Origin of the sequence: Thauera sp. AutoDN2, assembly GCF_051280715.1 — a bacterium.
Lineage (GTDB): Bacteria > Pseudomonadota > Gammaproteobacteria > Burkholderiales > Rhodocyclaceae > Thauera.
The window spans coordinates 202,220-228,334 of the sequence record NZ_JBNCAR010000001.1 but is presented as its reverse complement, the minus strand read 5'-3'; the positions used below and the strand labels follow the sequence as shown (position 1 = coordinate 228,334).

Annotated in this window: 22 protein-coding genes; 11 read left to right on the top strand and 11 right to left on the bottom strand. The window is 63.4% G+C overall.

What is annotated here, in order from left to right; genetic code table 11:
• Window positions 1-5: 5 nt before the first annotated feature.
• The 10 genes from xrtA (at window position 6) to ACPT9U_RS00980 (ending at window position 11,248) form a co-directional block, all read left to right on the top strand.
• Window positions 6-1,526, top strand: a complete 1,521-nt coding sequence (gene xrtA, locus ACPT9U_RS01025) for an exosortase A (protein WP_435749607.1) — start codon at window positions 6-8, stop codon at window positions 1,524-1,526.
• Window positions 1,523-2,698 (top strand): TIGR03088 family PEP-CTERM/XrtA system glycosyltransferase, encoded by a 1,176-nt coding sequence (locus tag ACPT9U_RS01020; RefSeq protein ID WP_435749606.1) that lies wholly within the window; start codon window positions 1,523-1,525, stop codon window positions 2,696-2,698. The genes xrtA and ACPT9U_RS01020 overlap by 4 nt, the downstream gene beginning before the upstream one ends.
• A 15-nt stretch (window positions 2,699-2,713) precedes the next feature.
• Complete coding sequence (locus ACPT9U_RS01015) at window positions 2,714-4,648, top strand: XrtA/PEP-CTERM system amidotransferase (protein WP_435749605.1); 1,935 nt, start codon at window positions 2,714-2,716, stop codon at window positions 4,646-4,648.
• A gap of 28 nt (window positions 4,649-4,676) precedes the next feature.
• Window positions 4,677-4,877 carry a hypothetical protein gene (locus ACPT9U_RS01010; protein ID WP_435749604.1) on the top strand — a complete coding sequence of 67 codons (201 nt, stop codon included), beginning with the start codon at window positions 4,677-4,679 and terminating at the stop codon, window positions 4,875-4,877.
• Between the two features lie 83 nt (window positions 4,878-4,960).
• Entirely contained in the window at window positions 4,961-5,128 is a 168-nt protein-coding gene (locus ACPT9U_RS01005; RefSeq protein ID WP_435749603.1) for a hypothetical protein, read from the top strand.
• Window positions 5,129-5,130: 2 nt separating this feature from the next.
• Window positions 5,131-6,336: a TIGR04063 family PEP-CTERM/XrtA system glycosyltransferase gene (locus tag ACPT9U_RS01000; protein WP_435749602.1), complete on the top strand. Its 1,206-nt coding sequence runs from the start codon at window positions 5,131-5,133 to the stop codon at window positions 6,334-6,336.
• A complete protein-coding gene (locus tag ACPT9U_RS00995) occupies window positions 6,333-7,445 on the top strand; it encodes a glycosyltransferase family 4 protein (protein WP_435749601.1) in 1,113 nt (370 codons plus the stop codon). Before ACPT9U_RS01000 ends, ACPT9U_RS00995 begins: the two co-directional genes overlap by 4 nt.
• A 10-nt stretch (window positions 7,446-7,455) precedes the next feature.
• Window positions 7,456-8,814, top strand: coding sequence for a phenylacetate--CoA ligase family protein (locus ACPT9U_RS00990; RefSeq protein ID WP_435749600.1), 1,359 nt, complete (start codon window positions 7,456-7,458; stop codon window positions 8,812-8,814).
• Between the two features lie 31 nt (window positions 8,815-8,845).
• The gene (locus ACPT9U_RS00985) at window positions 8,846-10,183 is read left to right on the top strand and encodes a putative O-glycosylation ligase, exosortase A system-associated (RefSeq protein WP_435749599.1); all 1,338 of its coding nucleotides are present in this window, start codon (window positions 8,846-8,848) and stop codon (window positions 10,181-10,183) included.
• Between the two features lie 27 nt (window positions 10,184-10,210).
• Window positions 10,211-11,248 (top strand): polysaccharide deacetylase family protein, encoded by a 1,038-nt coding sequence (locus ACPT9U_RS00980; protein ID WP_435749598.1) that lies wholly within the window; start codon window positions 10,211-10,213, stop codon window positions 11,246-11,248.
• A gap of 15 nt (window positions 11,249-11,263) precedes the next feature.
• Here the strand turns inward: ACPT9U_RS00980 and ACPT9U_RS00975 are convergent, their stop codons facing one another.
• From ACPT9U_RS00975 to ACPT9U_RS00945, 7 genes are all read right to left on the bottom strand, one after another.
• Window positions 11,264-12,682, bottom strand: coding sequence for a glycosyltransferase (locus tag ACPT9U_RS00975; protein ID WP_435749597.1), 1,419 nt, complete (start codon window positions 12,680-12,682; stop codon window positions 11,264-11,266).
• On the bottom strand, window positions 12,679-13,800 hold the full coding sequence (locus ACPT9U_RS00970) for a glycosyltransferase family 4 protein (RefSeq protein ID WP_435749596.1): 1,122 nt from the start codon (window positions 13,798-13,800) through the stop codon (window positions 12,679-12,681). Before ACPT9U_RS00970 ends, ACPT9U_RS00975 begins: the two co-directional genes overlap by 4 nt.
• A gap of 180 nt (window positions 13,801-13,980) precedes the next feature.
• Entirely contained in the window at window positions 13,981-14,736 is a 756-nt protein-coding gene (locus ACPT9U_RS00965) for a tetratricopeptide repeat protein (RefSeq protein WP_435749595.1), read from the bottom strand.
• Window positions 14,737-14,750: 14 nt separating this feature from the next.
• Entirely contained in the window at window positions 14,751-16,214 is a 1,464-nt protein-coding gene (locus ACPT9U_RS00960; protein ID WP_435749594.1) for an oligosaccharide flippase family protein, read from the bottom strand.
• A 15-nt stretch (window positions 16,215-16,229) separates the two neighbouring features.
• On the bottom strand, window positions 16,230-16,934 hold the full coding sequence (locus ACPT9U_RS00955) for a class I SAM-dependent methyltransferase (protein WP_435749593.1): 705 nt from the start codon (window positions 16,932-16,934) through the stop codon (window positions 16,230-16,232).
• Window positions 16,935-16,994: 60 nt separating this feature from the next.
• Window positions 16,995-18,161, bottom strand: a complete 1,167-nt coding sequence (locus tag ACPT9U_RS00950) for a glycosyltransferase (RefSeq protein WP_435749592.1) — start codon at window positions 18,159-18,161, stop codon at window positions 16,995-16,997.
• On the bottom strand, window positions 18,158-19,339 hold the full coding sequence (locus ACPT9U_RS00945; protein ID WP_435749591.1) for a beta-L-arabinofuranosidase domain-containing protein: 1,182 nt from the start codon (window positions 19,337-19,339) through the stop codon (window positions 18,158-18,160). Before ACPT9U_RS00945 ends, ACPT9U_RS00950 begins: the two co-directional genes overlap by 4 nt.
• 172 nt (window positions 19,340-19,511) lie before the next feature.
• On the opposite strand from ACPT9U_RS00945, the gene ACPT9U_RS00940 reads away from it, so the two are divergent.
• Window positions 19,512-21,455, top strand: a complete 1,944-nt coding sequence (locus ACPT9U_RS00940; RefSeq protein ID WP_435749590.1) for an acyltransferase family protein — start codon at window positions 19,512-19,514, stop codon at window positions 21,453-21,455.
• A gap of 19 nt (window positions 21,456-21,474) precedes the next feature.
• On the opposite strand, the gene ACPT9U_RS00935 is transcribed toward ACPT9U_RS00940, so the two are convergent.
• The 4 genes from ACPT9U_RS00935 to ACPT9U_RS00920 are packed head-to-tail and all read right to left on the bottom strand — an operon-like array spanning window position 21,475 to window position 26,090.
• Window positions 21,475-22,314 (bottom strand): AAC(3) family N-acetyltransferase, encoded by an 840-nt coding sequence (locus tag ACPT9U_RS00935; RefSeq protein WP_435749589.1) that lies wholly within the window; start codon window positions 22,312-22,314, stop codon window positions 21,475-21,477.
• A 46-nt stretch (window positions 22,315-22,360) separates the two neighbouring features.
• The gene (locus ACPT9U_RS00930) at window positions 22,361-23,827 is read right to left on the bottom strand and encodes an oligosaccharide flippase family protein (protein ID WP_435749588.1); all 1,467 of its coding nucleotides are present in this window, start codon (window positions 23,825-23,827) and stop codon (window positions 22,361-22,363) included.
• Entirely contained in the window at window positions 23,824-24,861 is a 1,038-nt protein-coding gene (locus tag ACPT9U_RS00925) for a GNAT family N-acetyltransferase (RefSeq protein ID WP_435749587.1), read from the bottom strand. Before ACPT9U_RS00925 ends, ACPT9U_RS00930 begins: the two co-directional genes overlap by 4 nt.
• Window positions 24,858-26,090 (bottom strand): glycosyltransferase, encoded by a 1,233-nt coding sequence (locus ACPT9U_RS00920; RefSeq protein WP_435749586.1) that lies wholly within the window; start codon window positions 26,088-26,090, stop codon window positions 24,858-24,860. Before ACPT9U_RS00920 ends, ACPT9U_RS00925 begins: the two co-directional genes overlap by 4 nt.
• Between the last annotated feature and the right edge of the window lie 25 nt (window positions 26,091-26,115).

The window sequence follows — 26,115 nt, the reverse complement described above, 5'->3', positions numbered from 1 at the left end:
CCGCCATGAGCCATAACCCCCGCGCCTTTTCCGCCGTCGCCCTCGCGCTCGTGCTCACCCTGCTGTGGGTGGTGGGGTGGTACTGGCAGACTGCGCAGGGGGTTGCCGGCATCTGGTGGACCTCCGATACCTTCGCCCACGGTCTCGTCGTCTTTCCCGCCTTTGGCTGGCTCGTCTGGCGCGCGCGCGATCGCATCGGCAGCCTGCAGCCGGAGCCCACCGCGTGGATGGCGCTGCCCATCCTCGCCGCGGGCCTGCTGTGGCTGCTCGGCGGCATGGTCAGCGTGGCGGCCGCGCAGCATTTCGCCCTGTTTGCGCTGCTGGTATCGGCCTTCGTCGGCGTGCTGGGCTGGCGGCTGAGCCGGGTGCTGCTGTTTCCGCTGTTGTTCCTGTTCTTCGGCGTGCCGATCGGCGAGTTCATGCTGCCCACGCTCATGCACTACACCGCCGAATTCACCGTGTGGGCGCTGCGCCTGTCGGGTGTGCCGGTGTACCAGGAAGGGCTGCACTTCGTCGTGCCCAATGGGCGCTGGTCGGTGGTCGAAGCCTGCAGCGGCGTACGCTACCTCATCGCCTCGCTCTTCGTCGGCGCGCTCTACGCCTACCTCAACTACACCAGCCTCAAGCGCCGGCTGCTGTTCATGCTCGTAGCCATCGCCGTGCCCATCCTGGCGAACTGGCTGCGCGCCTACTTCATCGTCATGCTGGGCTACCTCTCCGGCAACAAGATCGCAGTGGGCGTGGATCACATCCTCTACGGCTGGGTCTTCTTCGGCGTGGTCATCTTCCTGATGTTCTGGATCGGCGGGCGCTGGCACGAGGCCCCGGCCGCCGTGGCGCCGCAGGCCGCCGTGGCGCAGACGGCCGGGCCGCGCAGCCTGCGCTGGCTGGCGGCGTTGTCGCTGGCCGTGGTGGCGGCGGCGTTCCCCCCCGTGCTGAAGGTGCTCGATGCCCCGGTTGCCGTGTTCCCGGTGGCGCTGTCCGCACCCGCCCCGGCCGCGGGGTGGACTGCGCCGGCTGCGCAGGCTTTCGATTACCGTCCGGTTTATCGCGGTGCACGCGCCGAAGCCTCGCAGACCTACGTTGCCGACGGGGCGCAGGCGCCCGTCCTGCTGCACGCGGCGTGGTACTTTGGCCAGCGCGACGGCAGCGAGATGGTGGCCTGGGCAAACGGGCCGGCATCACCGTCGATCGAGAACGTGAGCCTGGTGCGTACCGCGCATACGCTCACCATCGCAGGGCAACCCGTGCGCGAGAATCTCATCTCCACCCAGCAGGGGCGCGTGCTCACCTGGCACTGGTACCGCATCAACGGCCGCACGCTGGTGGGGGATGCCGAAGCCAAGGCACGCCTGGCGCTCGACCGCCTGCTCGGGCAGTCGGATGAGTCCGCCGTAGCGGTACTCGCCACGCCTGCGGGCGATGATGAGCTCGCCGCCCGCGCCCGGCTGCAGGCCTTCTTCGACGCGCACGCAGCCGCAATCGAGCAGGCCGTGGAGGCTCCGGCGCGGAGCATTCCGCAATGACCCAGCCCGGGCTCAGCCACAAGGGCGACGGCCGCCCGCTGGTCATGCACGTGCTCTACAGCTTCGACGTCGGCGGGCTGGAGAACGGCGTGGTCAATCTCATCAACCACATGCCGCCTGAGCGCTTCCGCCATGCTGTCGTGGCGCTCGCCCAATGCGCGCCGGACTTCTGCAAGCGCGTGCAGCGCAGCGATGTGCAATTCATCTCGCTGCACAAGCCGCCCGGCCACGGCATCAAGCGCTATCCGCGTTTCTACCGTCTCTGCCGCCAGTTGCGCCCGGCCATCGTGCACACACGCAACCTGGCCGCGCTGGAATTCGCCGTGCCGGCCGCGCTGGCCGGTGTGCCGGCACGCGTGCATGGCGAACACGGCTGGGACACCTCCGACCCTGGCGGAACGCAGCGCAAGTACCAGCTGCTGCGCCGCGCCTACAGCCCCTTCGTCCATCGCTACGTGGCGCTCTCGGGGCAGATCGAGTCCTACCTCACCGAGCGTGTCGGTATCGCCGCGAGCCAGGTCGAACGCATCTGCAACGGCGTCGACACGCTGCGCTTCCAGCCCGCGTCGGCACGGCAGGCGGTGGCGGGCAGCCCCTTCGACGACCCGGATACGGTCATCGTCGGTACCGTCGGCCGTCTGCAGACCGTCAAGGACCAGCTCAACCTGGTGCGTGCTGTCGCCATCGCGCGCGCGCAGGGCGAAGCCGGCGCCCGGCTGCGCCTCGTCATCGCCGGCGACGGCCCGCAGCGCGCCGAGGTCGAAGCCGAGATCGCCGCCACCGGCATCGGCGACATCGCCTGGCTGGCCGGCGCGCGCAGCGACGTGCCCGAAGTCATGCGCGCGCTCGACCTCTTCGCGCTGCCCTCGCAGGCCGAAGGCATCTCCAACACCATCCTCGAAGCCATGGCCAGCGGCCTGCCCGTGGTCGCCACCGACGTCGGCGGCAACGCCGAGCTGGTCGTCGAAGGCGAGACCGGCGCGCTCGTCCCCGCACAGGACCCGCACGCCATGGCGCAGGCATTCCTGCGCTACACTGCAGATGCTGCGTTGCGGCAAAGTCATGGCGCCGCCGGCCGCCGGCGGGTTGAGCGCAACTTCAGCATCGACAACATGGTGGCGCGTTACACCCGTCTCTACGAACAGCTGCTGCGCCCAAACGGCGCCCGATAAAGAGGACTCCCGATCATGTGCGGCATTGCCGGCCTCTTCGACACCCGCGGCAAGCGCGACTTCGATCGCGCCCTCATGCAGCGCATGAACGATGTCCAGCACCATCGCGGGCCGGACGAAGGCGGCTACCACTTCGAGCCCGGCGTCGCGCTCGCGCACCGGCGGCTGTCGATCATCGACCTCGCCACCGGCCAGCAGCCGCTGTTCAACGAGGACGGCTCGGTGGCGGTGGTGTTCAACGGCGAGATCTACAACTTCCAGGAGCTGGTGCCCGAGCTCGAAGCCCTGGGCCACGTCTTCCACACCCGCAGCGACACCGAGGTCATCGTCCATGCCTGGGAAGCCTGGGGCGAAGACTGCGTGCAGCGCTTCCGCGGCATGTTCGCCTTTGCCCTGCACGACCGTAACCGCGACACCTTCTTCATGGCGCGCGACCGCCTCGCGGTCAAGCCGATGTTCTACGCGCTGCTGGCCGACGGCACGCTCGCCTTCGGTTCCGAGCTCAAGGTGCTGATGCAGCACCCGGATCTGGACCGCCGCATCGACCCGCTGGCGGTGGAGGAGTATTTCGCGCTCGGCTACGTCGCCGAGCCGCGCACCATCTTCCTCGGCGCCAAAAAGCTCGGTCCGGGCGAATCGCTCTGCATCCGCCGCGGCCAGCCCATCCCCGAGCCCAAGCAGTACTGGGACGTACGCTTCACCCTCGACAACGACATCCGCCTCGAGGAAGCCACCGCCGAACTCACCGAGCGCCTGCGCGAATCCGTGCGCCTGCGCATGATCGCCGAGGTGCCGCTGGGCGCCTTCCTGTCCGGTGGAGTTGACTCCAGCGCCGTCGTCGCCACCATGGCCGGCATCAGCGCGGAGCCCGTCAACACCTGCTCCATCGCCTTCGACGACCCCAAGTTCAACGAATCCGAATTCGCGCAGAAGGTCGCCGACCGCTACAAAACCCGCCACTTCGTCGAAACGGTCAAGTCCGACGACTTCGACCTCATCGACACCCTGGCCGCCCTCTACGACGAGCCCTACGCCGACAGCTCCGCCATCCCCACCTACCGGGTGTGCCAGCTCGCACGCAAGCACGTCACCGTGGCGCTGTCGGGCGACGGCGGCGACGAGAGCTTCGGCGGCTACCGCCGCTACCGCATGCACCTGATGGAAGAGAAGATGCGCGCCGCGCTGCCCATGGGCGTGCGCCGGCCCGTCTTCGGCCTGCTCGGCCGCCTCTACCCCAAGGCCGACTGGGCGCCGCGGGTGTTCCGCGCCAAGACCACCTTCCAGGCCATGGCGCGCGACGCTACCGAGGCCTACTTCCACAGCGTGTCCATCCTGCGCGGCGACATGCGGCACAAGCTCTTCAGCGCCGACTTCCGCAACAAGCTCGGTGGTTACAATGCACTCGACGTCTTCCGCCGCCACGCAGGAGCCGCCAATACCGACGACCCGCTGGCGCTGATCCAGTACCTGGACCTCAAGACCTACCTGGTCGGCGACATCAACACCAAGGTCGACCGCGCCAGCATGGCCCACTCGCTGGAAGTGCGCGAACCGCTGATGGACCACAAACTGGTCGAATGGCTCGCCACGCTGCCCTCCGGCCTCAAGATCCAGGGCAACGAAGGCAAGTACCTGTTCAAGAAGGCGATGGAACCCTTCCTGCCCAACGACGTGCTCTACCGCCCGAAGATGGGCTTCGCCGTGCCGCTCGCGCGCTGGTTCCGCGGCCCGCTCAAACAGCGCGTGCGTGACGCAGTGCTGGGCGAAACCCTGGCCGCCACCGGTATATTCAACCGTGATTACCTGCAGCATCTGGTCGACGCCCACCAGTCCGGCGGGCGAGACTACAGCTCACCGCTGTGGACCTTGTTGATGTTCGAGGCGTTTGTGCGGAATATCGGGAGCGGTTTGGCCCCGCACGGGCAATCTCCCGCCGAGTGTGTGGTCTGAATCACTTCAGCTAATAAGGAGCAGACAAATGAGCCGAGTCGAGGAAATCGAGAAGAGCGTTCAGGCCTTGTCGCCGCAAGAGCTCGCAAGCTTTCGGGAGTGGTTTGCACGCTTTGACGAAGCGGCCTGGGATGAGAGGTTCGAGCGTGACGCATTGGCTGGCAAGCTCGACACCCTGGCCGGAGCCGCATTGAATGCGCATCGGGCTGGAAGGAGTCGCGAACTCTGAGGCATCACGCGTCGGACGACTTCTGGGCGCGATTCGACGCCTTGCCGGAGCATGTGCAGGAACTTGCGAGGCAGAATTTCGAGTTGCTGAAGCTCAATCCGGCTCATCCCTCGCTGCATTTCAAGAAAGTCGGGAAATACCGATCTGCTCGCGTTGGGCTCAAGTTTCGCGCTCTGGGCGTTGAGCTCGAAGACGGTGTTCTCTGGTTCTGGATCGGCAGCCATGCCGAGTACGACCGACTGCTGCCCTAACCATGCGCATCCTCCACATCCTCGACCACTCCATCCCGCTGCACAGCGGCTACACCTTCCGCACTGCGGCCATCCTGCGCGAGCAGCGGGCGCTGGGGTGGGAGACGTTTCACCTGACCTCGCCCAAGCAGGGCAAGACCGCGACCGAGGTCGAAGACGTCGACGGCCTGTGCTTCTACCGCTGTCCGGTGCCCGAGGCCGGCCCGGCCGGGATCAACGAGCTGCGCCTGATGCGCGCCACCGAGGCCCGCCTCGAACAGCTCGCCCGCGAGCTCAAGCCTGACGTGCTGCACGCCCACTCGCCGGTGCTCAACGCCATCCCCGCGATCCGCGTCGGCAAGCGCCTGGGCATTCCTGTCGTCTATGAGATCCGCGCCTTCTGGGAGGATGCCGCGGTCGACCACGGCACCACCGCCGAGGGCAGCATCCGCTACCGCGCCACGCGCGCCATGGAAACCTGGGCGCTCAAGCGTGTCGATCACGCCTTCACCATCTGCGAAGGCCTGCGCGCCGACATCGTGGCGCGCGGCATTCCAGCGGCCAAGGTCACGGTCATCCCCAACGCGGTGGATACCGAAGGCTTCCAGCTCTCCGGCGACCCGGACCAGGAACTGCGTCGCCAGCTCGGCGTGGCAGGCTGCACCACCGTCGGTTTCGTCGGCTCGTTCTATGCCTACGAAGGCCTCGACCTGCTGCTCGACGCCTTCCCCGCGCTGCTGCAAAAGCGCCCCGAGCTGCGCCTGCTGCTGGTCGGCGGCGGCCCGCAGGAGGCCAACCTCAAGGCGCAGGCGCAGCAACTGGGCGTTGCCGACAAGATCGTCTTTACCGGGCGCGTCCCGCATGGCGAGGTCAGCCGCTATTACGATCAGATCGACCTGCTCGCCTACCCGCGCCACTCCATGCGCCTCACCGAACTCGTCACCCCGCTCAAGCCGCTCGAGGCCATGGCGCAGGGGCGGCTGTTTGTGGCCTCGGACGTCGGCGGGCACAAGGAACTGATCCGCGACGGAGAGACCGGCAAGCTGTTCAAGGCCGGCAGCGCCGAGGCGCTCGCCGCCGCCATCGACGGCATGCTCGACTACCGCGAGCGCTGGCCGGCGATGCGCGCGGCGGGGCGGCACTTCGTGGAAGAGGTGCGTAACTGGAAGAACAGCGTGGCGAATTACATCCCGGTGTATGGCCGGCTCACGCAGCGGAAGGCCGTATGAAGCTCGACGGCCTGCGCATCGCCCTCGTCGGCCCCTTGCCTCCGCCCGCCGGCGGCATGGCCAACCAGACGCGCCAGCTCGCCGAGCTGCTGCGCGGCGAAGGCGCGAGCGTCGAGCTGGTGCAGGTGAATGCGCCCTACAAACCCGCCTGGGCGGGCCGAATCAAGGGTGTGCGCGCGGTGTTCCGTCTGTTGCCTTATCTGGCGCACCTCTGGCAGGTCTGCGGCCGGGCGGACATCGTGCACGTGATGGCCAACTCCGGCTGGTCTTGGCACCTCTTCGCCATGCCGGCCATCCGCATCGCGGCGCTGCGTGGCACGCCGGTTGTGGTCAATTACCGTGGCGGCGAGGCGGGGCCGTTTCTGGACAAGGCTGCAGCCTCCGTGCGCGCCACCCTGCGCCACAGCGCCGGGCTGCTGCTGCCCTCGGGATTTTTGCTCGAAGTGTTTGCGCGCCACGGCATGCAGGGCAGGGTGGTGCCGAACATCATCGACCTGGTTCGCTTCCACCCAGCGGCTAATTACCCGCCCAACCCACAGGCACCGCACATCATGGTGGCGCGTAACCTCGAGCCGATCTACGGCATCGACGTCGCGCTGCGTGCCTTTGCCGTCGTGGCCGCAAAGCTGCCGGCGGCGCGCCTGTCGATTGCGGGCAGCGGGCCGCTACGCGAAGAACTCGAACAACTCGCCGCCACGCTCGGCGTGGCCGATCGAGTCCGCTTCACCGGCCGGCTCGACCGCGACCAGATGGCCGCGCTGTACCGCGAGGCAGACCTCAGCCTCAACCCCAGCCACGTGGACAACATGCCCAACTCGGTGCTCGAGTCGCTCGCCAGTGGCGTGCCGGTGGTCAGCACTGATGTGGGCGGCGTGCCCTTCATCGTCGACCACGGCCGTACCGCGCTGTTGGTGCCGGCCAACGATGCCCTAGCCATGGGCGCCGCGGCCCTGCAGATCCTGACCGACTCGGCTTGCGCAACCATGCTGCGTACCGCCGGCCTGCAGGCCGTGCAGCGCTACCGCTGGGAGGCCGTGCGCGACACCCTGCTCGCCGCCTACCACGACGCCCTGCACGCCCCCGCCCAATCCATGCGGCCGGTGGCCTGAGAGAAAGATCATGAGCGACCTCTATACCCGCTTCGTCTCCGGTGCGCTCTTCCCGCTGCAGGAAAAGCTCAAGAAGCACGACACCGTGCGCGTGCACCGCGACATGGAAGCCTCGCAGTGGTGGCCGCGCCAGCGCATCCTGGACCTGCAACTCGAGCGCCTGCATGCCCTGCTGCAGGACGTGGCCGTGCATGTGCCGTACTACCGCGAGCTCTTCGCCCGCAGCGGCTTCGACCCCGCCGCTGTGCGCAGCGTGGTCGACCTGCAGGCGCTACCCTTCCTCACCAAGGCCGAGATTCGCGCCCACACCGACGCCCTGCGCGCCGACAACGCCATGGGTCTGGCCCGCTTCAACACCGGTGGCAGCAGCGGCGAGCCGCTGATCTTCTTCATCGGCACCGAGCGCGTCACCCACGACGTCGCCGCCAAGTGGCGCGCGACGCGCTGGTGGGACGTGGACATCGGCGACCGCGAGATCGTGGTCTGGGGCTCGCCGATCGAGCTCGGCACCCAGGACCGCGTGCGCCTGGTGCGCGACGCGCTGATGCGCACCGAGCTGCTGCCCGCCTTCGAGATGTCCGACGCCAAGGTCGACGGCTTCATCGCCCGCATCCGCGAGCGCCGGCCGAAGATGCTCTTCGGCTACCCCTCGGCCATCAGCCACATCGCCCTGCGCGCTGAACAGCGCGGCGTGCGGCTCGACGACCTGGGCATCAAGGTGGTCTTCTGCACCTCGGAGCGGCTCTACGACCACCAGCGCGAAACCATCCGCCGGCTCTTCGGCTGCCCGGTGGCCAACGGCTACGGCGGGCGTGACGCCGGTTTCATCGCGCACGAATGCCCCAGCGGCAACATGCACATCACGGCCGAGGACATCGTCGTCGAGATCATCGATGAGGCGGGCAGGGTGCTGCCGCCGGGGCAGTCGGGGGAGATCGTCGTCACCCACCTCGCCACGCGCGACTACCCTTTCATCCGCTACCGCACCGGCGACATCGGCACGCTGGGCGAGGATGCATGCCCCTGCGGCCGTGGCCTGCCGATCCTCAAGGACATTCAGGGGCGCAGCACTGATTTCGTGGTGGCGGAAGACGGCACCGTGATGCACGGCCTGGCACTGATTTACGTGCTGCGGGATATTCCGGGTGTGGCCCGGTTCAAGATCGTGCAGGAGTCGCTCGGGCTGACGCGTGTGTGGGTCGAGCCCGATGCAGACTTCGATTCGAATACCGGCCGGGTCGTCATTGCCGAAGGGCTCAAGGCTCGGCTTGGACGATCGGTCGACATCGAGGTCCATATTGTTGAAGTGCTGCCTGCAGAAAAATCGGGTAAACACCGCTATGTAAGCAGCAAGGTGGCTGGCCGGTAGCCGCCTAACGAAGTAACTCAGGCCTCGTTCCATGCCCATACGCGACATCATTGTCCTTGCTCTTGTTGGCCTGCTTGCGGCCTATGCACTGAAGCGCCCATTCTTCGGTGCCGTGCTGTGGGTGTGGATCGGCGTCATGAACCCGCATCGGCTCGGTTGGGGCTTCGCTTATTCAATGCCTTTCGCCCAGGTTGCGGCCGGCGTCACCCTGCTTAGCATCTTTTTCAACAGGAAACAGGCCCGATGGCCTGCGGGGGCTCCGCTCAACTGGATGCTCTTGCTCGCATGTTGGATGGCGATTACCTCATTCAGCGCCTTCATCGTTGATCACAGTCTTTCCCGCTATATCGATTTCCTTAAGGTCGTTTTGATGACGCTCGCCGTGGGGGCTGTAATGCGGACGCGCGAACAGGTGATTGGAATGATCTGGGTGATTGCCGTGTCTCTGGGTTTCTTCGGCATCAAAGGCGGCTTGTTCACCATTGCGACCGGTGGTGCGCACCGTGTGTGGGGGCCAACCTCCAGTTTCATTCAGGGTAACAATGAGCTTGCCGTCGGACTCATCATGACGATCCCCCTCATGTACTTCCTGGTTCAGGAGTCTGCCGTCGCTGCACAGTGGCCCGGCTTCAGGCGCCTGGGCGAAAAGTGGATTCGCCGCGGCCTCTATGCAGCCATGGGGCTCTCCGCGATAGCGGCGATCGGTAGCCAGTCGCGCGGCGCCTTGCTCGCCATCATCGCCATGGGCAGCGTGCTGTGGTGGCGTAGCAAATCGAAGTTGCCGATTGCGCTGGCCGCTGTCGGATTCGGCGTGCTGGTGCTGCTCGCCGCACCCGACACATGGTTTGATCGAATGGGCACTATCGGCACCTACCAACAGGATGCCTCCGCCATGGGACGGATCAACGCTTGGACGATGGCCTTCAACATCGCCAACGACCGGATCACCGGCGCCGGGTTTGCGTTTGCATCCCCATTCATCTACCAGATGTATGCGCCCGATCCGTCGATCGTTCTTGTGGCGCACAGCATTTATTTTCAGGTCCTGGGCGAGCATGGTTACATCGGCTTGGCCTTGTTTCTGCTGATGTGGATCTCGGCCTATCGCGTGGCGGGATATCTCGTCAGGGTAGGCAAGGGCGTCGATGATCTGGTTTGGGCGGCTCATTTCGGCAACATGGCAAAGGTCAGCATTGCCGGCTTTGCAGTTGGCGGGGCGTTTCTTGATCTGGCTTATTGGGAAATGCCCTATTACGTGATCGCAGCACTCGTTGCCGCGAAGTTGCAGGTCAATGAGCACCTGAAGACCGTGGCACCCGCGATGCAGGGCGGGCTAAGCTTCTCAGGGCTCGAACGCGGTTCACGCTAAAGCGGCTGCAGCCGCGGGGGATTTCACATGACCGAACCGTCACGACTCGAGCCGGGGGGCTCCGCCTTCCCCGCCATGGTTGCCGATGCCCTGGGGACCAAGGTTGTTACCACCATTGGCAGAGCCCTCTTCCCGGAGGCGGCCAAGGATCGGCTCTCGGTCATGATCTTTCATCGCGTGCTGGCAGAGGCCGACCCGCTCCTCCCCGAGGAAATGACCGCTGAGTTGTTCTTGAAGGACATGCAGCTCCTCCGGCGCAAGTTCAACGTCTTGAGCCTGTCGGAAGGGCTCGAGCGTCTGCGCAGGGGCACGCTACCCCCGTATTCACTGTGCCTTACGTTCGACGATGGCTACCGCGACAACTACGAGGTGGCGCTCCCGATTCTGGAGCGGGTTGGACTGCAGGCCACCTTTTTTGTCGCTACCGGCTTCATCGACGGTGGGCGAATGTGGAACGACACCCTGCTCGAAGTCCTGCGCCGCTGGCCGCACGACACGGTCGATTTGCACGATTGGGGAATTCCGGTCATGCCTGCAAAGACCGACCAGGACAAGCGGTGCATCTTCAAGAGTCTGCAGCGCTGGTTGCGACGCATCGGCGTAAAGGGACGCGACGGGTTCCTGAATGAATTGGTGCAGCGCGCTGGTCAACCGCTGCCCGACGACCTGATGATGACTTCGGAACAAGTGCGCGATCTTGCCCAGCGTGGCATGGAAATCGGTTGCCACACGGTCACGCATCCGATTCTTACCCGTGTGTCCGTTGAAACGGCGCGCCAGGAGATCCTGGCTGCAAAGGCCAAGCTCGAGCAGCTTGCCTGCAAGCCCGTGCGCTATTTCGCCTACCCTAACGGAATTCCCGGCGACGACTACGATGTGACGCACGCCCAACTGGTCAGGGAATGCGGCTTCGAGGCGGCCCTCAGCACGGCCTGGGGCGTCGCGACCGCACGGAGCGACCTTTTTCAATTGCCGCGCTTCACCCCGTGGGACAAGACCGCTGCTCGCTACGTGCTGCGCTTCCTCCTGAGCCGTCGCAACGTCACCTACCGGCAGGCCGCCTGAGGCTGCAATTGCCGGTCAGGTGCGTTGCCGTGCGGCGGCGGTTTGCTCGAGCAGTTCGGCCAGGCGTCGGCTGATGTTCTTGCGGTCGAACTGCGCCAGGTAATCCTCGTCCCGGTCGAGACGCTGCGGCACCGGCTTGTCGAGTGCTTTCTCCAAGGCCCGCTCGCACGCATCGGTATCCTCCGCGCCGACCACCACGCCCAGCCGGGCGCGCTCGATGATCTGCTGTGTTGCGCCCGGGTTGCACAGTGCGAACATCGGCCTTTGCGACGCGACGTACTCGAACAGCTTCCCCGGGATGACGCCGTCCGAGGTCTCGCCCGTGTCCACGATCAGCAATAGCCAGTCGCAATTGACCTGCGCATCCATGGCCTGCTGGTAACTCACATCACCGGGAAAATCGAAATGCTCGCCAATCTGGTAGCGCGCGAGGATCTCGCCATACCGTGCGGCAATCTCCGGCGCTACGCCGCCGAGGATGCGCACCTTCACGGGTGCGACGAGTTCGGGGCGCCGTTGCTTCAGGCGTCCGAAAGCCTCGGCAAACGCATAACCGCGCCGGTTCTTGAACAAGCGGCCGGTATAGACGAACTCGATTGCCTGCGAATCGAACGGGCGGCTGCGGCCTCGGGTCGCGTAGATCTCGGCATCGTAGCCATTGGTCAGCGTCTCCCAGCGCGCCTTCAACTGGGGGTGCATGCGGCGCATGTAATCGGTCTTCTGCTCGGAGACGGTCACGATTACATCCGCGCGCGTCAGCAGCCGCTTTTCGATCAGCAACTCGAGCTTCTGCCGCCACTTGGGCAGCCATTCGCGCAGCACATCCCCGTACCAGAGGTCGCGATAGTCGGCCACCCAGGGGATGCCAGTCTCACCCCGCAGCGCATAGCCAACGTAGGCCGCGCTGAAAGGCGGCAGGGTGGTGAAGATCACATCGATCTTGCGGCGAGCACAGACCTCCCGCGCAGCAGGCACGGCCTTCAGTGCCCACGGAAGATAGCTGTCGGGGATGTCCAGGCCCAGCCGGATCCAGCGTTTCACTGCAAGCTGCAGCCGCTCGAAAAAGCCTGCCGGCTGCGCGCCTCCACGCGACGCAGCCGCCGAGCCTGCACCGCTAGCAGAGGACGCTCGCGACGAGGCCGCCTTTTCATCACCGCGCCCAAGCAGGCGCTTTGCAAAGCGGGTGATCCTCTCGTCAAAAGTCACCAGCGGCACGCGTACCACCTCGATGCCATCGGGTACTTCCGACTCCAGGGCGGCGTCGTAGTTTGGCTCGTCGCCATTGGCGGCAACCGTCAACACCACCGTATCCCAGCCCAGACTGCGAAGATGCTCGGCAAATTTCACCGTGCGGATCCGCCCGATGGTCTTGAGCGGCGGAAACTCGCCGGCAACGATCAATACGGTGCGCCGCTGCGCAGGGGTTTGACTCATTGACGCACCAACTCCACACATAAGTCGTAAAACTGTTCTGCCTTGGCACGCGAACTCGACGCAAGCGCAATCTCCAGACCACGCTGCGAAATCTGCTGATGCACGGCGTCGTCCGTGAGCAAGCGGGTCAGGCCAGCCGCAACATCTTCCACGCTCCAGCCGTCTACGAGCAGACCATTCTCGCCGTCCCGCACGGCCTCTACAGCGCCGCCCGCGCGTCCCCCGATCACGGGCTTGCCACAGGCATTGGCCTCCAGGAACACCAGCCCGAAACCCTCGGTGTCGCCGTCGGGCATCTCGCGGTTGGGCATCGCGAACACGTCGCACAGCCGGTAGTGGTCGGCGAGTTCCTCTTCCGGCACCTTGCCGGCAAAGCTCACGTGTGCATTCATGCCATGGGTTCGGACCAACTCCTCGAGCACCGGGCGGTAATCGCCTTCGCCCACCACCAGCAGATGCGCATCGGGTGCGGCCTTCAGTACTTCGGGCAGGGCGCGGATCAACGCATCGGCGCCCTTGCGCGGTACGGTGCGCCCCACTGTAACGATTACCCGCTTGCCCGCGAGCTGATAACGGTCGACCAGATACTGCGGCCGTGGCCCGGGGGTGAAGCGCTGAATATTTACCCCGTTGTGTATCAGCCGGATCTTGCTGGCCGGTACGCCCATGAGCCTTTGCAAAGCGTGTTCAGTAAAGTGGCTTACCGCCACGATCGCATCGGCCTTGTGCAGATACTTCCGCCGCTGACGACCAAAGAAACGGTATTCCGTCTCCGTGGTGATCTCCTCACCATGGATGTAGTTGATCATCTTGCAGCCCAGGAAGCGCTGCGCGGCAATGCCGATCCAACTGCCCGAGGTCAGCTCGCCGATACAGACCACATTGATCTGATGTGTGCGGACGATCCGGCGTACCTCCCGAAAAACACGCCACTTCAGCGGAATGTCGATGCTCAGCAAGCGCCACAGCGAATGCAAGCGACTTGGCGGTGGCGGCAGGATCTGCGGCCGGATCAGTTCGGTGCGGTAAACCTTGTAGGGCGTGGCCGCATCGTGTTCTCGCCAGCCATCGATCTCTTTCCCGTCGATGTAATGCCGCCAAGGGGCGTAGACGATCATCGAGTCCCTAGGTGCGAAACGGCACAGGGTTTCGTACACCACGGCCGAGCCCCCGTTGATCGGGGAGAAGATACTGGCGACAAGAAGGCAGCGCATGCGAGGTGCTATCGGGAACGGGTTAAAGAAGATGGCCGTTGATTGCTGCTGTGGCGACGGGGGCGATTACGTTATCAGTTCCAATCATTTGCCGACGCGCTCCAGTTTTCTGAGCAGGCCGGGGAAGGGGTAGCCGAGCTTGTAGGCCTTGTCTGCGTGCTCTCGAGCCTTTTCGTACTGCTTCAGTTCGAAGTAGACATGACCCAGAAAGTACTCGGCGTCTGCATAGTCCGTTTCCTTGGCTTTCTCGTACTTGAGTAACACGTCTAGGGCTTCGCGATGCTTCTTCTCGGTAATCAGGACCTCGGCTTTCGCGAGATAGGACTCACGAGCGTTCGGCTTGGCCTGAATTCCCTTGTCCCACATGGCGTTTGCTTCCTGTCGTTTGCCCTGCCGGTAAAGCGCTGTGCCGTAATAGGCTGTGATTAACGAGTACATTGGAGCCGAGGGTGTGGCGCGTGAGAACGAATAGTCGATTTCGGAAACTGCACTTCGAAGCGTCTCTGTTCGCTTATTGCCTGAAGGCATTGCTTTGGCGCGGTTGACGTACAACATGCCGACGCAGAAATGGTGAACGCCGGGAATGCCAACGGTTATCTCAAATTGCCGTCTGAGACTTTCGACCTGCGAGTGCGGCATTCGCCCCTGAAAGCCGCTGCCTCCTCCCCATCCGGAGGCCAGGTAGCCCGCCTTACAAAAATCAGGCCATCCCAGCCATTCCATCTCGGTCGGTGTTGTCGACCCGTGCGCGCTCAGACTTATCGAAGCCCCGGCGCAAAGTGCAAGCACAACCCTTGCAATGGGTGCCTTGCTGAAATCGGTTGTCTCCGTCGTCCGCATGGTGCCATCTCCTGTTATTGCGAGCCCCGCGTACCCCCCCGGCGCGTCATTGTCGTGCCCAGCCTCTTCAACTCGGCCTTGGGTGCAGCATCCGTGACCCAGATGAGGAGTAGCCACAATGCGACCGCTGCGGTACCGCCGACGCCGAGCCTCATCACCTGCCCAAGGAAGTCACTTCCGTAAGGCACGTAGCTCGATAGCAGCCACGCGGCGGCACAAGCTGCTGTGACGGGCAGCGCAGTTTTCAAAATCGCGGCTGCATAGTCGGCGAAATAAAAGATCTTCGTTCGACTACTCTGCCAAAGCAGCACTGCCAGCCCAAGCACCTCGGCGCCTACAAAGCCGGCTGCGGCGTAGGTCAGACCATACCCCGAAAGCGCGATCAATAGCGCGAACTTGGCTGTCGTCGCGACCAGACTGACACGCATGACGCTCGTGATTCCACCGGTTGCAACCATGGCCGCTGCAAGGGTGGGAGACAGGCAGCGCAAGGCCATGCCAATACAAAGCAGTTGCGCCGGGGGCACGGCCGCGTTCCACTGTGGGCCAAATAGGACTGTAATGGCCGCGTCAGCCAGCGTGCCGGTAAGACCGATGATGAGTAGCGAAACCGAAGCGATGTTGGGGGCCGCCTCTCGCAGTTTGGCCCTTACGTTGCCCCCCGATCGAAACTGCTCGGACAAGTAAGGCAGCATCACACCCCGCAGACCATCCTGCAGAAGCCGCTCGAAGATCTGCACATAACCCAGCGCGCGCGAGAAAAGCCCCGTTCCTTCCATGCCGATCGTCCGGCCGAGCACGATGTCCGGCGCCGCGTGGCCGGCTTCCGCTGCAATCGATGAGACGCTACTCCTGAGACTGAAGGCGAGCACACGGTGCCGTTCCGACAGGCTGGGCCACATCAGAAACGCCTTGCGCTCTGCCATCCAGTTGCCGATGACGGTCGTTGCGGTGCCGAGTACGGCGCTCCAGGCGAGGCTGATGAAGCCGAAACCTAGATAGGCCAACACGATTGCACTCAGAGAGTTCACCATTGTGCTCAAGACAGCTATGTACATAAGAGCGCGAAAACGCATCTCGCGCCTTAAAATCGCGCCACTGATTGATCCGAGCGGTATCAGTGCGAAATTGATGGCCATAATCTGCATTACGAGCGCCACACCTGGCTCAGAGTAGAAGTCGCCAAGGGGGGGTGCCGAAAAATAGATTGTCAGCGCAAGAAACCAGGCAATCGCCACCGTTAGGGTAAATGCGGTACGTAATCGTGCTGGTGTCAGTTCTTGCTCTTGGATTACATAAGTCGACGTGCCGAAATCGCGTAACGTATGCGCGATCATGATGACGCTGGCGCCTACGCTGTAGATCCCAATCTCGCCTGGTGTGAGTAGGCGCGCAAGAATCAGCGTTGATAGGAACTGTACGGCCGTCGCAGCGTAACGAGTACCAAAGGAGTATGCGAGAGCCGAACGAATATTCATATTAGAGGCGTGGAGCTAATGGTTGGAAGATTTGCGGCTGGGCCGTTGTCCTGAAAAGACAAACCACCCTCCAACTTTATCGAAATCCCCGAAGCCCAGAAGCTCAAGAAGCCTTCCGGGTCTGTACCGGTTCCAGCGCAGGTGTCGAAGCAGATTGGATATCGCGATGTTTTCAAGAATGGGTTTCTTGATTCGATCTATTCGATCTATTTCTATCAGCTCGCCGTAGCGTTCAATCACTTCTGCTTCGTCTTTGAAGAAGCGCTCATGGTATTGCGAGTCGTAGTTGGGTACCGAGCAGATGCAGTGCGTGCCTTCAGGCCAGAGCTCTACGAGTTTCAGGTCTTGGGGGATATGTTCAAGAACCTCGGTGCAGACAATCGTACTCAAGTTGCTGTTGTAGAGCTCAGGGGAGAGTGCGTCGGCCACTAAGAATGAGTCAGGATTATTCGTCCTCTTGATTGCTTTCTCTACAGCAACCGAGCTGAAATCGATCCCAATATACTCGACTGGATAACGATCTTTTAGAAGGTGTGCCAATCCACCGGTGCCACATCCAACTTCGAGCACCCTTGAGCTGCCAGTTCTTTTTAATACATCGAGAACTGCAAGGTACATTGGGTAATAGCAAGACAGAAAATATGGGAGCTGATAGGGGGCTTGCTCTCCGCCCTTTGAGAACATTTCGTCATAAGTGGTGTGATTCTGAGGCTTCTTCATTTGCGGAGAATCCTTCATCTGACGTGAAACGCTTCTGTCACTAAGGGGCGGTTTTAAGGTTCAATGTGCTCCGATTCTCTCTTGAAAGACTTTAGAAATCATTTCTGTCCTTGCGCCCCAGCTGTTTTGGCGGGCGAGGTCTATCATTTTTGTTGTGAGTTTTGAGTCTTTTCGTATTTCGAGCGCATCTTCAATTCGCGCTTCCCATTCGCATGTAGAGGAGGCGGTTAGTGCTAAGCCTTCGAACTCTTTTACGTCGCTTAGCGGAGTGGAAACAACGGGTTTGCCAGCAGCAAAGGCTTCGCGTAGTTTTAAGGGGCTTCCGAAGTGAGCCCACTGACCGGGCTCGACGCGGTAAGGAACTATCGCGACATCGATGCAGTTCCAGTAGTTTGCTATCTCAGAAAAGTCCTTGGTTCCAAGGAAATGGACGTTTGGAGTTTGTTCTAGGCGGTGAATGAGGTCGGCTATGGCTGGGGTGGAGTTGACCGGACCTACAAAAACGAAACTCCAATCGCTTCTTTTGAGGGCAAGCTTGACAATTAAACTAAGGTCAACTTTTTCATTGATCCTGCCAATGTAGCCAAGGCGTGGCGTTTCGATTTTTGATATGTCTGCCGGAGCGAGTTTTTTACTCTTACGCGCAAGGTCGAAAATATCGAAATCTACCGCTTGCGGTAAATGTATGTACTCTCGGTCTACGAGTTTTCGTTTTTTCTCGATCAGACTCTTATTGATAACAAAGACAACGTCTGCTTTTTTGAGTAGCGAAATCTCTTTTTCTTCAAGATCCGGATGTGTTCCGTTCAGCGTTGGATAGTCATCGTAAATATGGTAGACCGACAAGGCGTGGTCGTATCGATCGATCTCGGTGGCGAATTCTGGGTGCCAGATATAAAGGATCGGCGGAGTCCTGCCGCCGAGTCTTAATAGGGTTCTTCTTCTGTGGATAGATCTAACGCGGTCCACGAGATGAACAAGAAATTCTGGGTGATAGAGCTTGGGTAAAAATCGTGGGTTTGTGTAGTGATACAGATTCTCTGCGATTTTGGTCAAGCCGCCATTTTTTGGCTCGACTTCACGGCCGCTCGGTGGTGTGGAGTGGAGAATTAAGTGTTTTTTTGCGAGCCGAAGCAGCACGTGCTCGCGGCTCATCATCGAGCCGTGCTCCATGAAGGTATTGAAATCGAAGCTTAAAATGGGGTGGCTAGAAAGGTTTGAGTTCATGCCTGCACGCGTCTTTGTGCAATTATGTATTTGGGGCCTGACTGGTTACTTTGGTTCATCATCAGCGAATCTGCGTAAAACTTCGTCGCCCAATTCGGATACTGCCAAGGATGATAGCCACCATTGATTGGATGGCTGCCCTTGATGCCTCCGTCGGTATCAACGTCTCCGCGATTCAGCCGCTGTGTTTTCTTGACGAAGCCTAGTACGCGCGAGGTGGCTTCGCGATATTTCACTTCGCCTGTAATTTGATAGAGCCGCCCCCAGTTGATCCCGAGCTGGCAATCCCCGGTCAGGCACGACCATTTCACGGTGGGTTGCCATTGCTTGTCGAAGCGCCCGGGCAGGAATCCGTTTTCGGGTAGCGCTGCAAGCATCGCATCGCCGATCTGCCGGGCGATCTTGAGGAAGTCTTCGCGTTGCGCGTATGCGCCAATTTCGAGCAGACCGCGCATGGCGTAGGCGATGGTGTGGGTGAAGGGCTGGGTGTTGTCCTGCAGGCAGTTGGTGTTGAGCCAGCCGTTGGCCTCGGCCTGGGTCAGTGCCCATTCGCAGTTGCGCACGGCAGCGTCCAGGAAGCGTTGCTCGCCAGTGATCTCGTGCGCGCGCGCCAGGCTCCAGGCCGAGCGTGTGTTGTAGGTGTTGATGTGCTTGCCGGTCATTGGCGAGCCGAACTGCCGCCAGCAGCCGTCGTCTTCCATGATGTTGCACAGCCAGTTCGCGGCGCGCACCGCCGCTTCGCGGTAGCGCTCGTCGCCTTCCTCTTCGAACGCGCGCACCCAGCCAAAGATGACCTGGCCGGTGTTGAACACGGTGGGCTGGTCAGAATCGCCGAGTGCCCCTGCCAGTACGCCGCCGGTAGGGTGCTGGATGTCGATCTCCCAGTCGGCCATGCGGCGTGCACGCTGGCGGGCGTCATCGTCGCCAGAGAGGGCTGCGTACCGGTAGAACGTCGGGATGATGTAGCCGGTGGTTTCCGGGTAGGATGGCGCCCACTTTTTCACCCGGACGAGCCAGGTCTGGGCAACGCCACCGTTGCCGGTGACATCCTGGGCGTGCTTCAGCCAGGCGATGGCGGCATCGAGATGAGTGCGGTTGTCGGTGGGGGTCGTGAGTCCGATCCCGAACTTGTCACGCAGGACAAGATACCTTTGCTGTAGTGCGTCGGTGAGTTGCATGGGGCTGTGGGTCGGCGATGGCCGTGATCAGGTGGTTGGGCGTGCATTGCATTGCAGATAATAATACTTGGATTCGGTGAGCATTCCGTGACCGAGTTGGCTCCCGGGGGTGCATGCAGCTGGTACGCAAGGCGGGGGGGAATGACACGACAATCGAGCAGGAGCCTTGTGAATGCAGTCCGGTTTTCGTATTGACCTGCAGGCGCTGCGCGGCGTGGCGGTGCTGCTGGTGCTGCTCTATCACGCAGACCTGTTTCTGCCCGGGGGCTACCTCGGGGTCGATGTCTTCTTCGTCATTTCGGGCTATCTGATCACCGGGCTGGTTGCTCGGGCGCTCGGGCGGGGCGAGTTTTCCTTTGCGGAGTTTTACTACCGCCGTGCGAAGCGGCTGCTGCCTGCGGCATATGTGACCTTCCTGGTGACAGGCTTGTTGGCGCCGGTGGTCCTCAACGACGCCGAGTTGCGGGATTTCTTTGCGCAGTTGATCGGCGCACTTACGTTTTCGTCGAACGTGGTGCTGTTCCTGCAGTCGGGCTACTTCGAGGGGGCGGCCGACCTCAAGCCACTGCTGCACATCTGGTCGCTGTCGATTGAGGAGCAGTACTACTTTCTGCTGCCGGCGGCCTTGGTGTTTCTGCCGCAGCGGTTCAGATTGCCTGCGATAAGCCTCGTGGTTGGCCTGAGTGCGCTCGCTTGCTTCGTGCTTCTCGACTACAAACCGATCGCGACCTTCTATCTCTTGCCGACTCGGGCGTGGGAGCTTGGGCTGGGCTCGATCCTGGCGCTGATGCCGAGAAATTCTGCAGGGCCTGGTGTTTGGAGCCGGTGGTTGTTCTGGCCGGCGACTAGTGCGTTGCTACTGGTGCCGCTGTTTCCCTTACCGGGCTCGCACCCGGGCTTGAACGCGGCGCTGGTTTGCCTCGCTACCGTGATCGTGATCGCGCGGCGCCACCCGGACGCGGGGCAGTCCGCGCTTGTGCGGGGGCTCGCTCGTGTTGGCGACATCTCGTATTCGTTGTATCTCGCGCACTGGCCGGTGTTCGCCTTTCTCAAGAACGCCTCCGTTTCGTCAGTTGGGCTGTGGGAGCGGTGTCTCGCGCTGGTGCTGAGCGTCGTTCTTGGTTATTGCCTGTACCGGTTTGTCGAGCGCCCCATTCGCGAGATGCCGCTCAAGGGCACCCGCGCCCAGCTTGCAGGCGTTATTGCGGTGAGCACGGCCTTGGTTGTGCTGCCGCTGCTGCTGTCTCGGGCGTTTGTGACGGAGCAGGACTTTGCGCACATCCGACGGCCGAATGATGGCTTTTCTGCAGTCTGCATATCCGAAGGTCGCTTTGAGCTCAAGGCCGAATGCAGGAGCGCCGACAAGCCGGCCGTGATGGTGTGGGGTGATTCCTACGCCATGCATCTGGTGCCCGGTGTCGTCGACACGAGTCGTGGTGGTGTTGCGCAGGCGACGATGGGCAACTGTGGGCCTGTGCTTGATATGGCGCCGACCAGTGACGTGTTTTATACGCGCCATTGGGCGGCGTCTTGTATCGCCTACAACCGGCAGGTGTTCGAGCATGTGCGGGGGGCGGCGGAGATCGAGATCGTGGTGCTGGCGAGCTCCTTCCGGCAGTACCTCATGAGTCACGACGGGCGAAGGGTATGGCGGCTGCTGACGGTGGATGCAACTGGCAACGCCCAGGAGTCTGCGGTGGGTGAAGCCTTGTTCATCGAGTATTTCACTGCAACGGTCGAGGCGTTGCGCGCCGCAGGCAAGCGCGTTGTCGTGGTCGGGCCTACGCCTTCGGCCGGCTTCAATGTCGGAGCCTGCCTCGAACGCCGTGCCAAGCAGAAGCTCGTTCTTGGCGCGCCTACAGATGACTGCACGGTACCTCATGCACAGCACCTGGAAGCGAATGGCGCCGTGATCGGCTTTCTCGACAGGCTTGAGCGGGCTGCCGACGTTGGGGTGATTCGACTTGACGAGCATCTCTGCTCAGCGGGGTCGTGCAGAGTGACGAGCGGTGAGGCGATCCTGTACGTGGATGCTGGCCACCTGACCCATGAAGGATCCGTTGCGATCGCGCGGGAAATGCGGCTTGGTGAATTGATCGAGCAGTTGGCGCGCTAAGTCTCCACCGCTTGCGCGATCAGCCGGCCGTTGCGCGATCGAAGAAATGCGCGCCTGACGTCGCCAGTGTTTCCGCACCACGCAGGTGGTCTTGCGCGCGAATCCACGTAAGCCGGGTGTTGCCGATGCGGCCCTCGTGCAGGCTGCCGGCCTGGGTGAGGTGCGCGATCAGGCGGGGTTCGCGGCGCAGTTTGTTGGCCGCAGCGGACAGCACGCGGGTGGGGACGATGTGCTCGGCGCCCGCGCTGTCGATGACGGTGCCGTTGATGGGGCTGGGCTCGTAGAGCGGCACGTCGAGCGTGTGTGCGAGCTGGTCTTCGACGAAGTGGGTGAAGGTGATCGACGAGAAGCCGGCATCCACGCACAGGATGAACGCGTTGCGCTGCAGCAGGCGGGCGAAGGGGGAGTCGGGGCCAAAGGGGCGGTCAGTGGCTTCGTGCCCGACGATGAACTCTTCGGCGCCCTTGCCCCAGGCGAGCAGCGGGTGCGTGGGGCTGAGGCTGCGTATGACGCCTTTGCCGCGCCGGAAAACCTCGGTGAGCAGGCCCATGGCAGAGGGGCTGCGGCGCACGTTCATCGGCTTTCCGGTGGCAAGGAATTCGGCCGAGCTCATGTTGTGGTAGGTGAGCGAGGGCATGACCACCAGCCCGCCTTCGCCCACGGCCTCGCGCAGCGCGGCGCAGAACTGGGCGGGCGTGCCGGTGAAGCCGTTGTTGGGGCGCCAGGACGAATGGACCATGAGCGTGTCGCCCGTGCGCACGCCGATCTGCGTGAGCTTGTTGCGCAAGGCTTGCGCGTTGTAGCTGCGGAAGTGGCGGATGTAGTGCTGCTTGAGGGTGTCGAGAAGCGAACGGGCCATGGTCGGGAGCAGGGGGGGCTGTCAGGCGTGATGACGTTAGGCGGGATTATTGCCCCATTACGCTGCGGATTTTTGTGAAGAGCCAGCTTTCTGCACCCGCCGGTCGCCCTCGGAGGGCCCACAGGCCAAACAGTGCGGCAGCGTAGCTGATTGCACCAAGGGCAATTTGCATGATCAGCACCATCGAGGTCGGAAGGCTGGCGGCGGCATCGAGGGAGCCGGTTGCGAGGACTGTGACGGCCATGAGCGCGGTGGCTGCAAGGGGGCGTAAGCAGGTTCGGGCCATGGCAGCAAGGGCGATGCCGCCATGCCTGCGGACGAACACGGCGGTGGCCAGGATGGCGCTGGCCGATACCACCAGGCGGAGGGCAGCGAGCGCTTCGGCGTCGGCGCCGGGCATGGCGACCAGTGCGAGCGCGGCGAACAGCCCCACCTGCAGCCAGATGATGGCGGTGGCCTGGGCCAGCTTGCCGAGCACGATGAGCAGATACTGGCTGCCGGCGGTGAGTGCATGGGCAATGCCGGCAAGCGCGAGGAGCTGCAGCAGTGGCACGGCCTCGACCCACTGCGCACCGAGCAGCACCGGCACGGCAAGCGGTGCGACCAGCGCCAGGCCCGTGGCGGCTGGGATGGCGATGGCGGCTTGCAGACCGAGTGCGAGCAGGAAGAGGCGCTGGCGTTCGGCCGGGTTGTCGTGCGCGGCAGCGAGGGCGGGGAACAGCGCCCTGTTCATGGGGGCGACGAGCTCGGCCGAGGGCATGGTGGCGATCTCGTGCGCGACGGTGTAGGCACCCATGACCGGCGCGCTGTTCCAGCGCCCGACCAGCATGCGGTGCAGGCTCTGGTTGAGGAAGTCGCCGATGCCGCGCAGCAGCATCCATTGCGACACGGCAAACAGTGCGCCAAAGCGCGCCAGGCTCAGGCGCGGGCGCATCGGGTGCATGAAGTAACTGAGCAGCACACCGAGCAGGCGCCCACCGAGCGTGCCGATGACCAGCGCCCAGTAGTTGCGCAGCACGACTGCGGCGACGATGGTGATGATGAAACCGGCGATGCGGCGTGCGAACAGAAAACGGAACTCGTCGCCGAACTGCATCTGCTTGTGAAAGGCGACGATGCCGATGTTTTCCAGGCCGCCGAGCAGCAGCGAGAAGGCGAGGATCTGCAGCACCGGCTGAACGCGGGCGTCCCCGAAGTAGTCAGCGGCCAGTGGGGCGGCGGCGATGATGAGCGCGGTCGAGAGCGCAGTCTGGATGAGGCGCAGTGTCCAGGCGGTGTCGTAGTGTGCCTGGGTGGCGTCGGGGTCGCGCACTAGCGCGATGTTGGTGCCGAGATCGAGCAGAACATCGGCGAGCGCGATGACGAGCGTCGCCATGGCGATGATGCCGAAGTCGGCGGGCGTGAGCAGGCGGGCGAGGATGAGCGTGCTGACGAGGCCGATGAGGCGGTCTGTCCAGCGCATTGCGACGGTGAGCAGGGTGCCTTGAACGAGGCTGCCGGGGGCGGTGGTCATGTTGTGCCGGCGCCCGAAATGTGTCGCCGAAACCCTTTCAGGGCGCGGCCTGCGAAGTGCCGCGCTGCGAGGGCGAGTCCGCGGGCACTGGCCGGGTTGAAGGCAATGAGCCCGCGGCGTTCGCGACGCAGGGGTGTCCAGTTGCGTTTGTAGGGGTCGTCGCCGATGAGGTAGTCGATGTGCTGCACGCGGTCGATGTCGATGACGTGCTGCATGAGGTGGCCGGTGAGCACGGTGCCTACGCCCAGCGCAGCGTATTGCTTGTCGTGCGCGAGCTTGACGATGTATGCGGTTCCGGCTGCGACAAGCCAGAGCTGTGCGGCGACCGTGCGGCTGTCGAGCTCGAGCAGCCCGAGGCGTAGCCAGCCCTGGTTGGCCGCGAGTGCGCACAGGCCGGGGATGAACTGCGGAAAGGGCTCGGGCTGCTTCCAGCTCAGGTTGTAGACGCGGGTGAATTCGGCGATGGCTGCAGGCAGCGCTGCATTGGCAGCGACCTGGATGCGGACGTTGAAGTCGCTGCGCCGCGCGAGCTTGCGGCGGTGACGAAGCAGGGTGTTGCGCAGTTGCGAGGGGCGGGCGGCGAGATAGTCGTCGAAGTGTTGGCCTGATACATCGGCATGCCAGTTGCCGAAGCAGAAGTAGTCATCCACGAGCCAGCCCGCCTGGCGCAGCGTGCTGCATGCGAGGGTGAAGAAGCGGTCGTCAGGTGCGAGGGGTGCGAGCTGGATGAGGTGTGGGGCGCCGGCGGTGCGGCGGATGCGGCGCCAATGCGCGCAGAGTGCCTCGGCGTCGATTGGGCCGGGACCGCTTGGGCCGAAGCGCGGGGTGTAGAAGGTGGACAGGCCGTGGAGCTCGCGCGGGGCGTCGGGCCTGCGCATGAGGTGCAGTTGCGCGGAGGCAGGCGCCGCGGCCATGCCGATGTCGAGGGTGTGAGCCGTGGTGCCGGGTGGCAGGGCGGTGTTGCGCAGCAGGGCGAACCAGGCTTCGCTGAGGTGCGGGTCCTGGCCGACGATGCTTGGCGCCGATGTGCTCATAAGGCGTCGAGCGCCTTGGCGAGCTGCTGCGCACGGGCGCGACGCGACGCCTGCGCGATATTGACTGCGGGCGCGATGCTGCGCGGAAGCGTGCCGGTGACGAACTGTTCCAGCCGGCTGGCGATGGCGGTGACGTCGTCAAGGGGCGCATCGGTTTCGATGCCGGCGGCGCGGCACCGTGCGGCGGTGTCGCCTGCTGGATCGGTGAGCGAGATGATGGGGCGCTGCGCGCGAAAGTATTCGTAGAGCTTGGCGGGGATCTGCGCGTTGCAGTTGCTTGCCTGCAGGATCAGCAGTCCATCGGCCCGGAGCATCTCTGCGAGTGCGTCGCGGTAGCCGAGGGCGGGCAGGATCTGTACGGCCTGCTGCACCCCATGCTTGGTGGCGAGGTGTTTGAGCAGGGTGTCGTGCACCGGGGCGCGAAAGCGTATCTGCAGGCCGTCATAGACCTGGGGCCGAGTCTGCTGCAGGCGGGCGAGTGCTTCGAAGAGATGGCTGGGATCGCGCTCGCTTGGGTAGACGATGCCGCTGTGGAGCAGGGTGCGCTTGCCGGGGGCGAGTGGGCCAGCAATGGCTTCGTGAGATGTCTCAGCCTGTTGGAAGGCCCCTTCATCGAAGGCGTTTTCCAGAAGATCAATGCGGTGCGCTTGCTGTGGGTAGCGGCGGCGGTAGTCGGCGACGGCGGTGGGCGTGCTGAGAAACGTGCGGCTGGCTTGGGTGACGGTGCGTTGGTCGAGGTCGGCGTAGTGGCGGCGGGTGACCGGGTCGGGTGGGTAGTCGTCCTGCGCCATGGGGTCGCGAAAGTCTGCAACCCAGGGCAGGCCGCTGCGCGCCTGGAGCGTGGCGCCGATTCGGTGGGCGGTGGCGATGGGGTAGGTTGACCAGAGTGCGTGGGGCTTGAGCTGGTGGATGGCTGACATGCCGGCGGGGACTGCGCCAAACCACCAGCTCGCCCAGCGGTCGGGGCGCGCGAGTGCGGCGGGGTAGCGGCCGCGGATGGCGAAGTGGCGCGAGGCGTCCCAGGCCTGGGCTCGAATGACCTGGAGCTCGGGTGGCAGGCTGTCGGCGAGGTCGTTGGTGGTGCTGGGGTAGGCCCGCGGATGAGCGGTGAGCACGATCGGCTGCCAGCCGAATTCGGGTAGATGCCGCGCGAAACCCAGCGTGCGCTGGATGCCGCTGCTGCCCTGAATCGGCGGGAAGTGGAAGGCGATCATGAGGAGGGATTTCATGTGGCGCGGCAGTCTGCGGGAATGG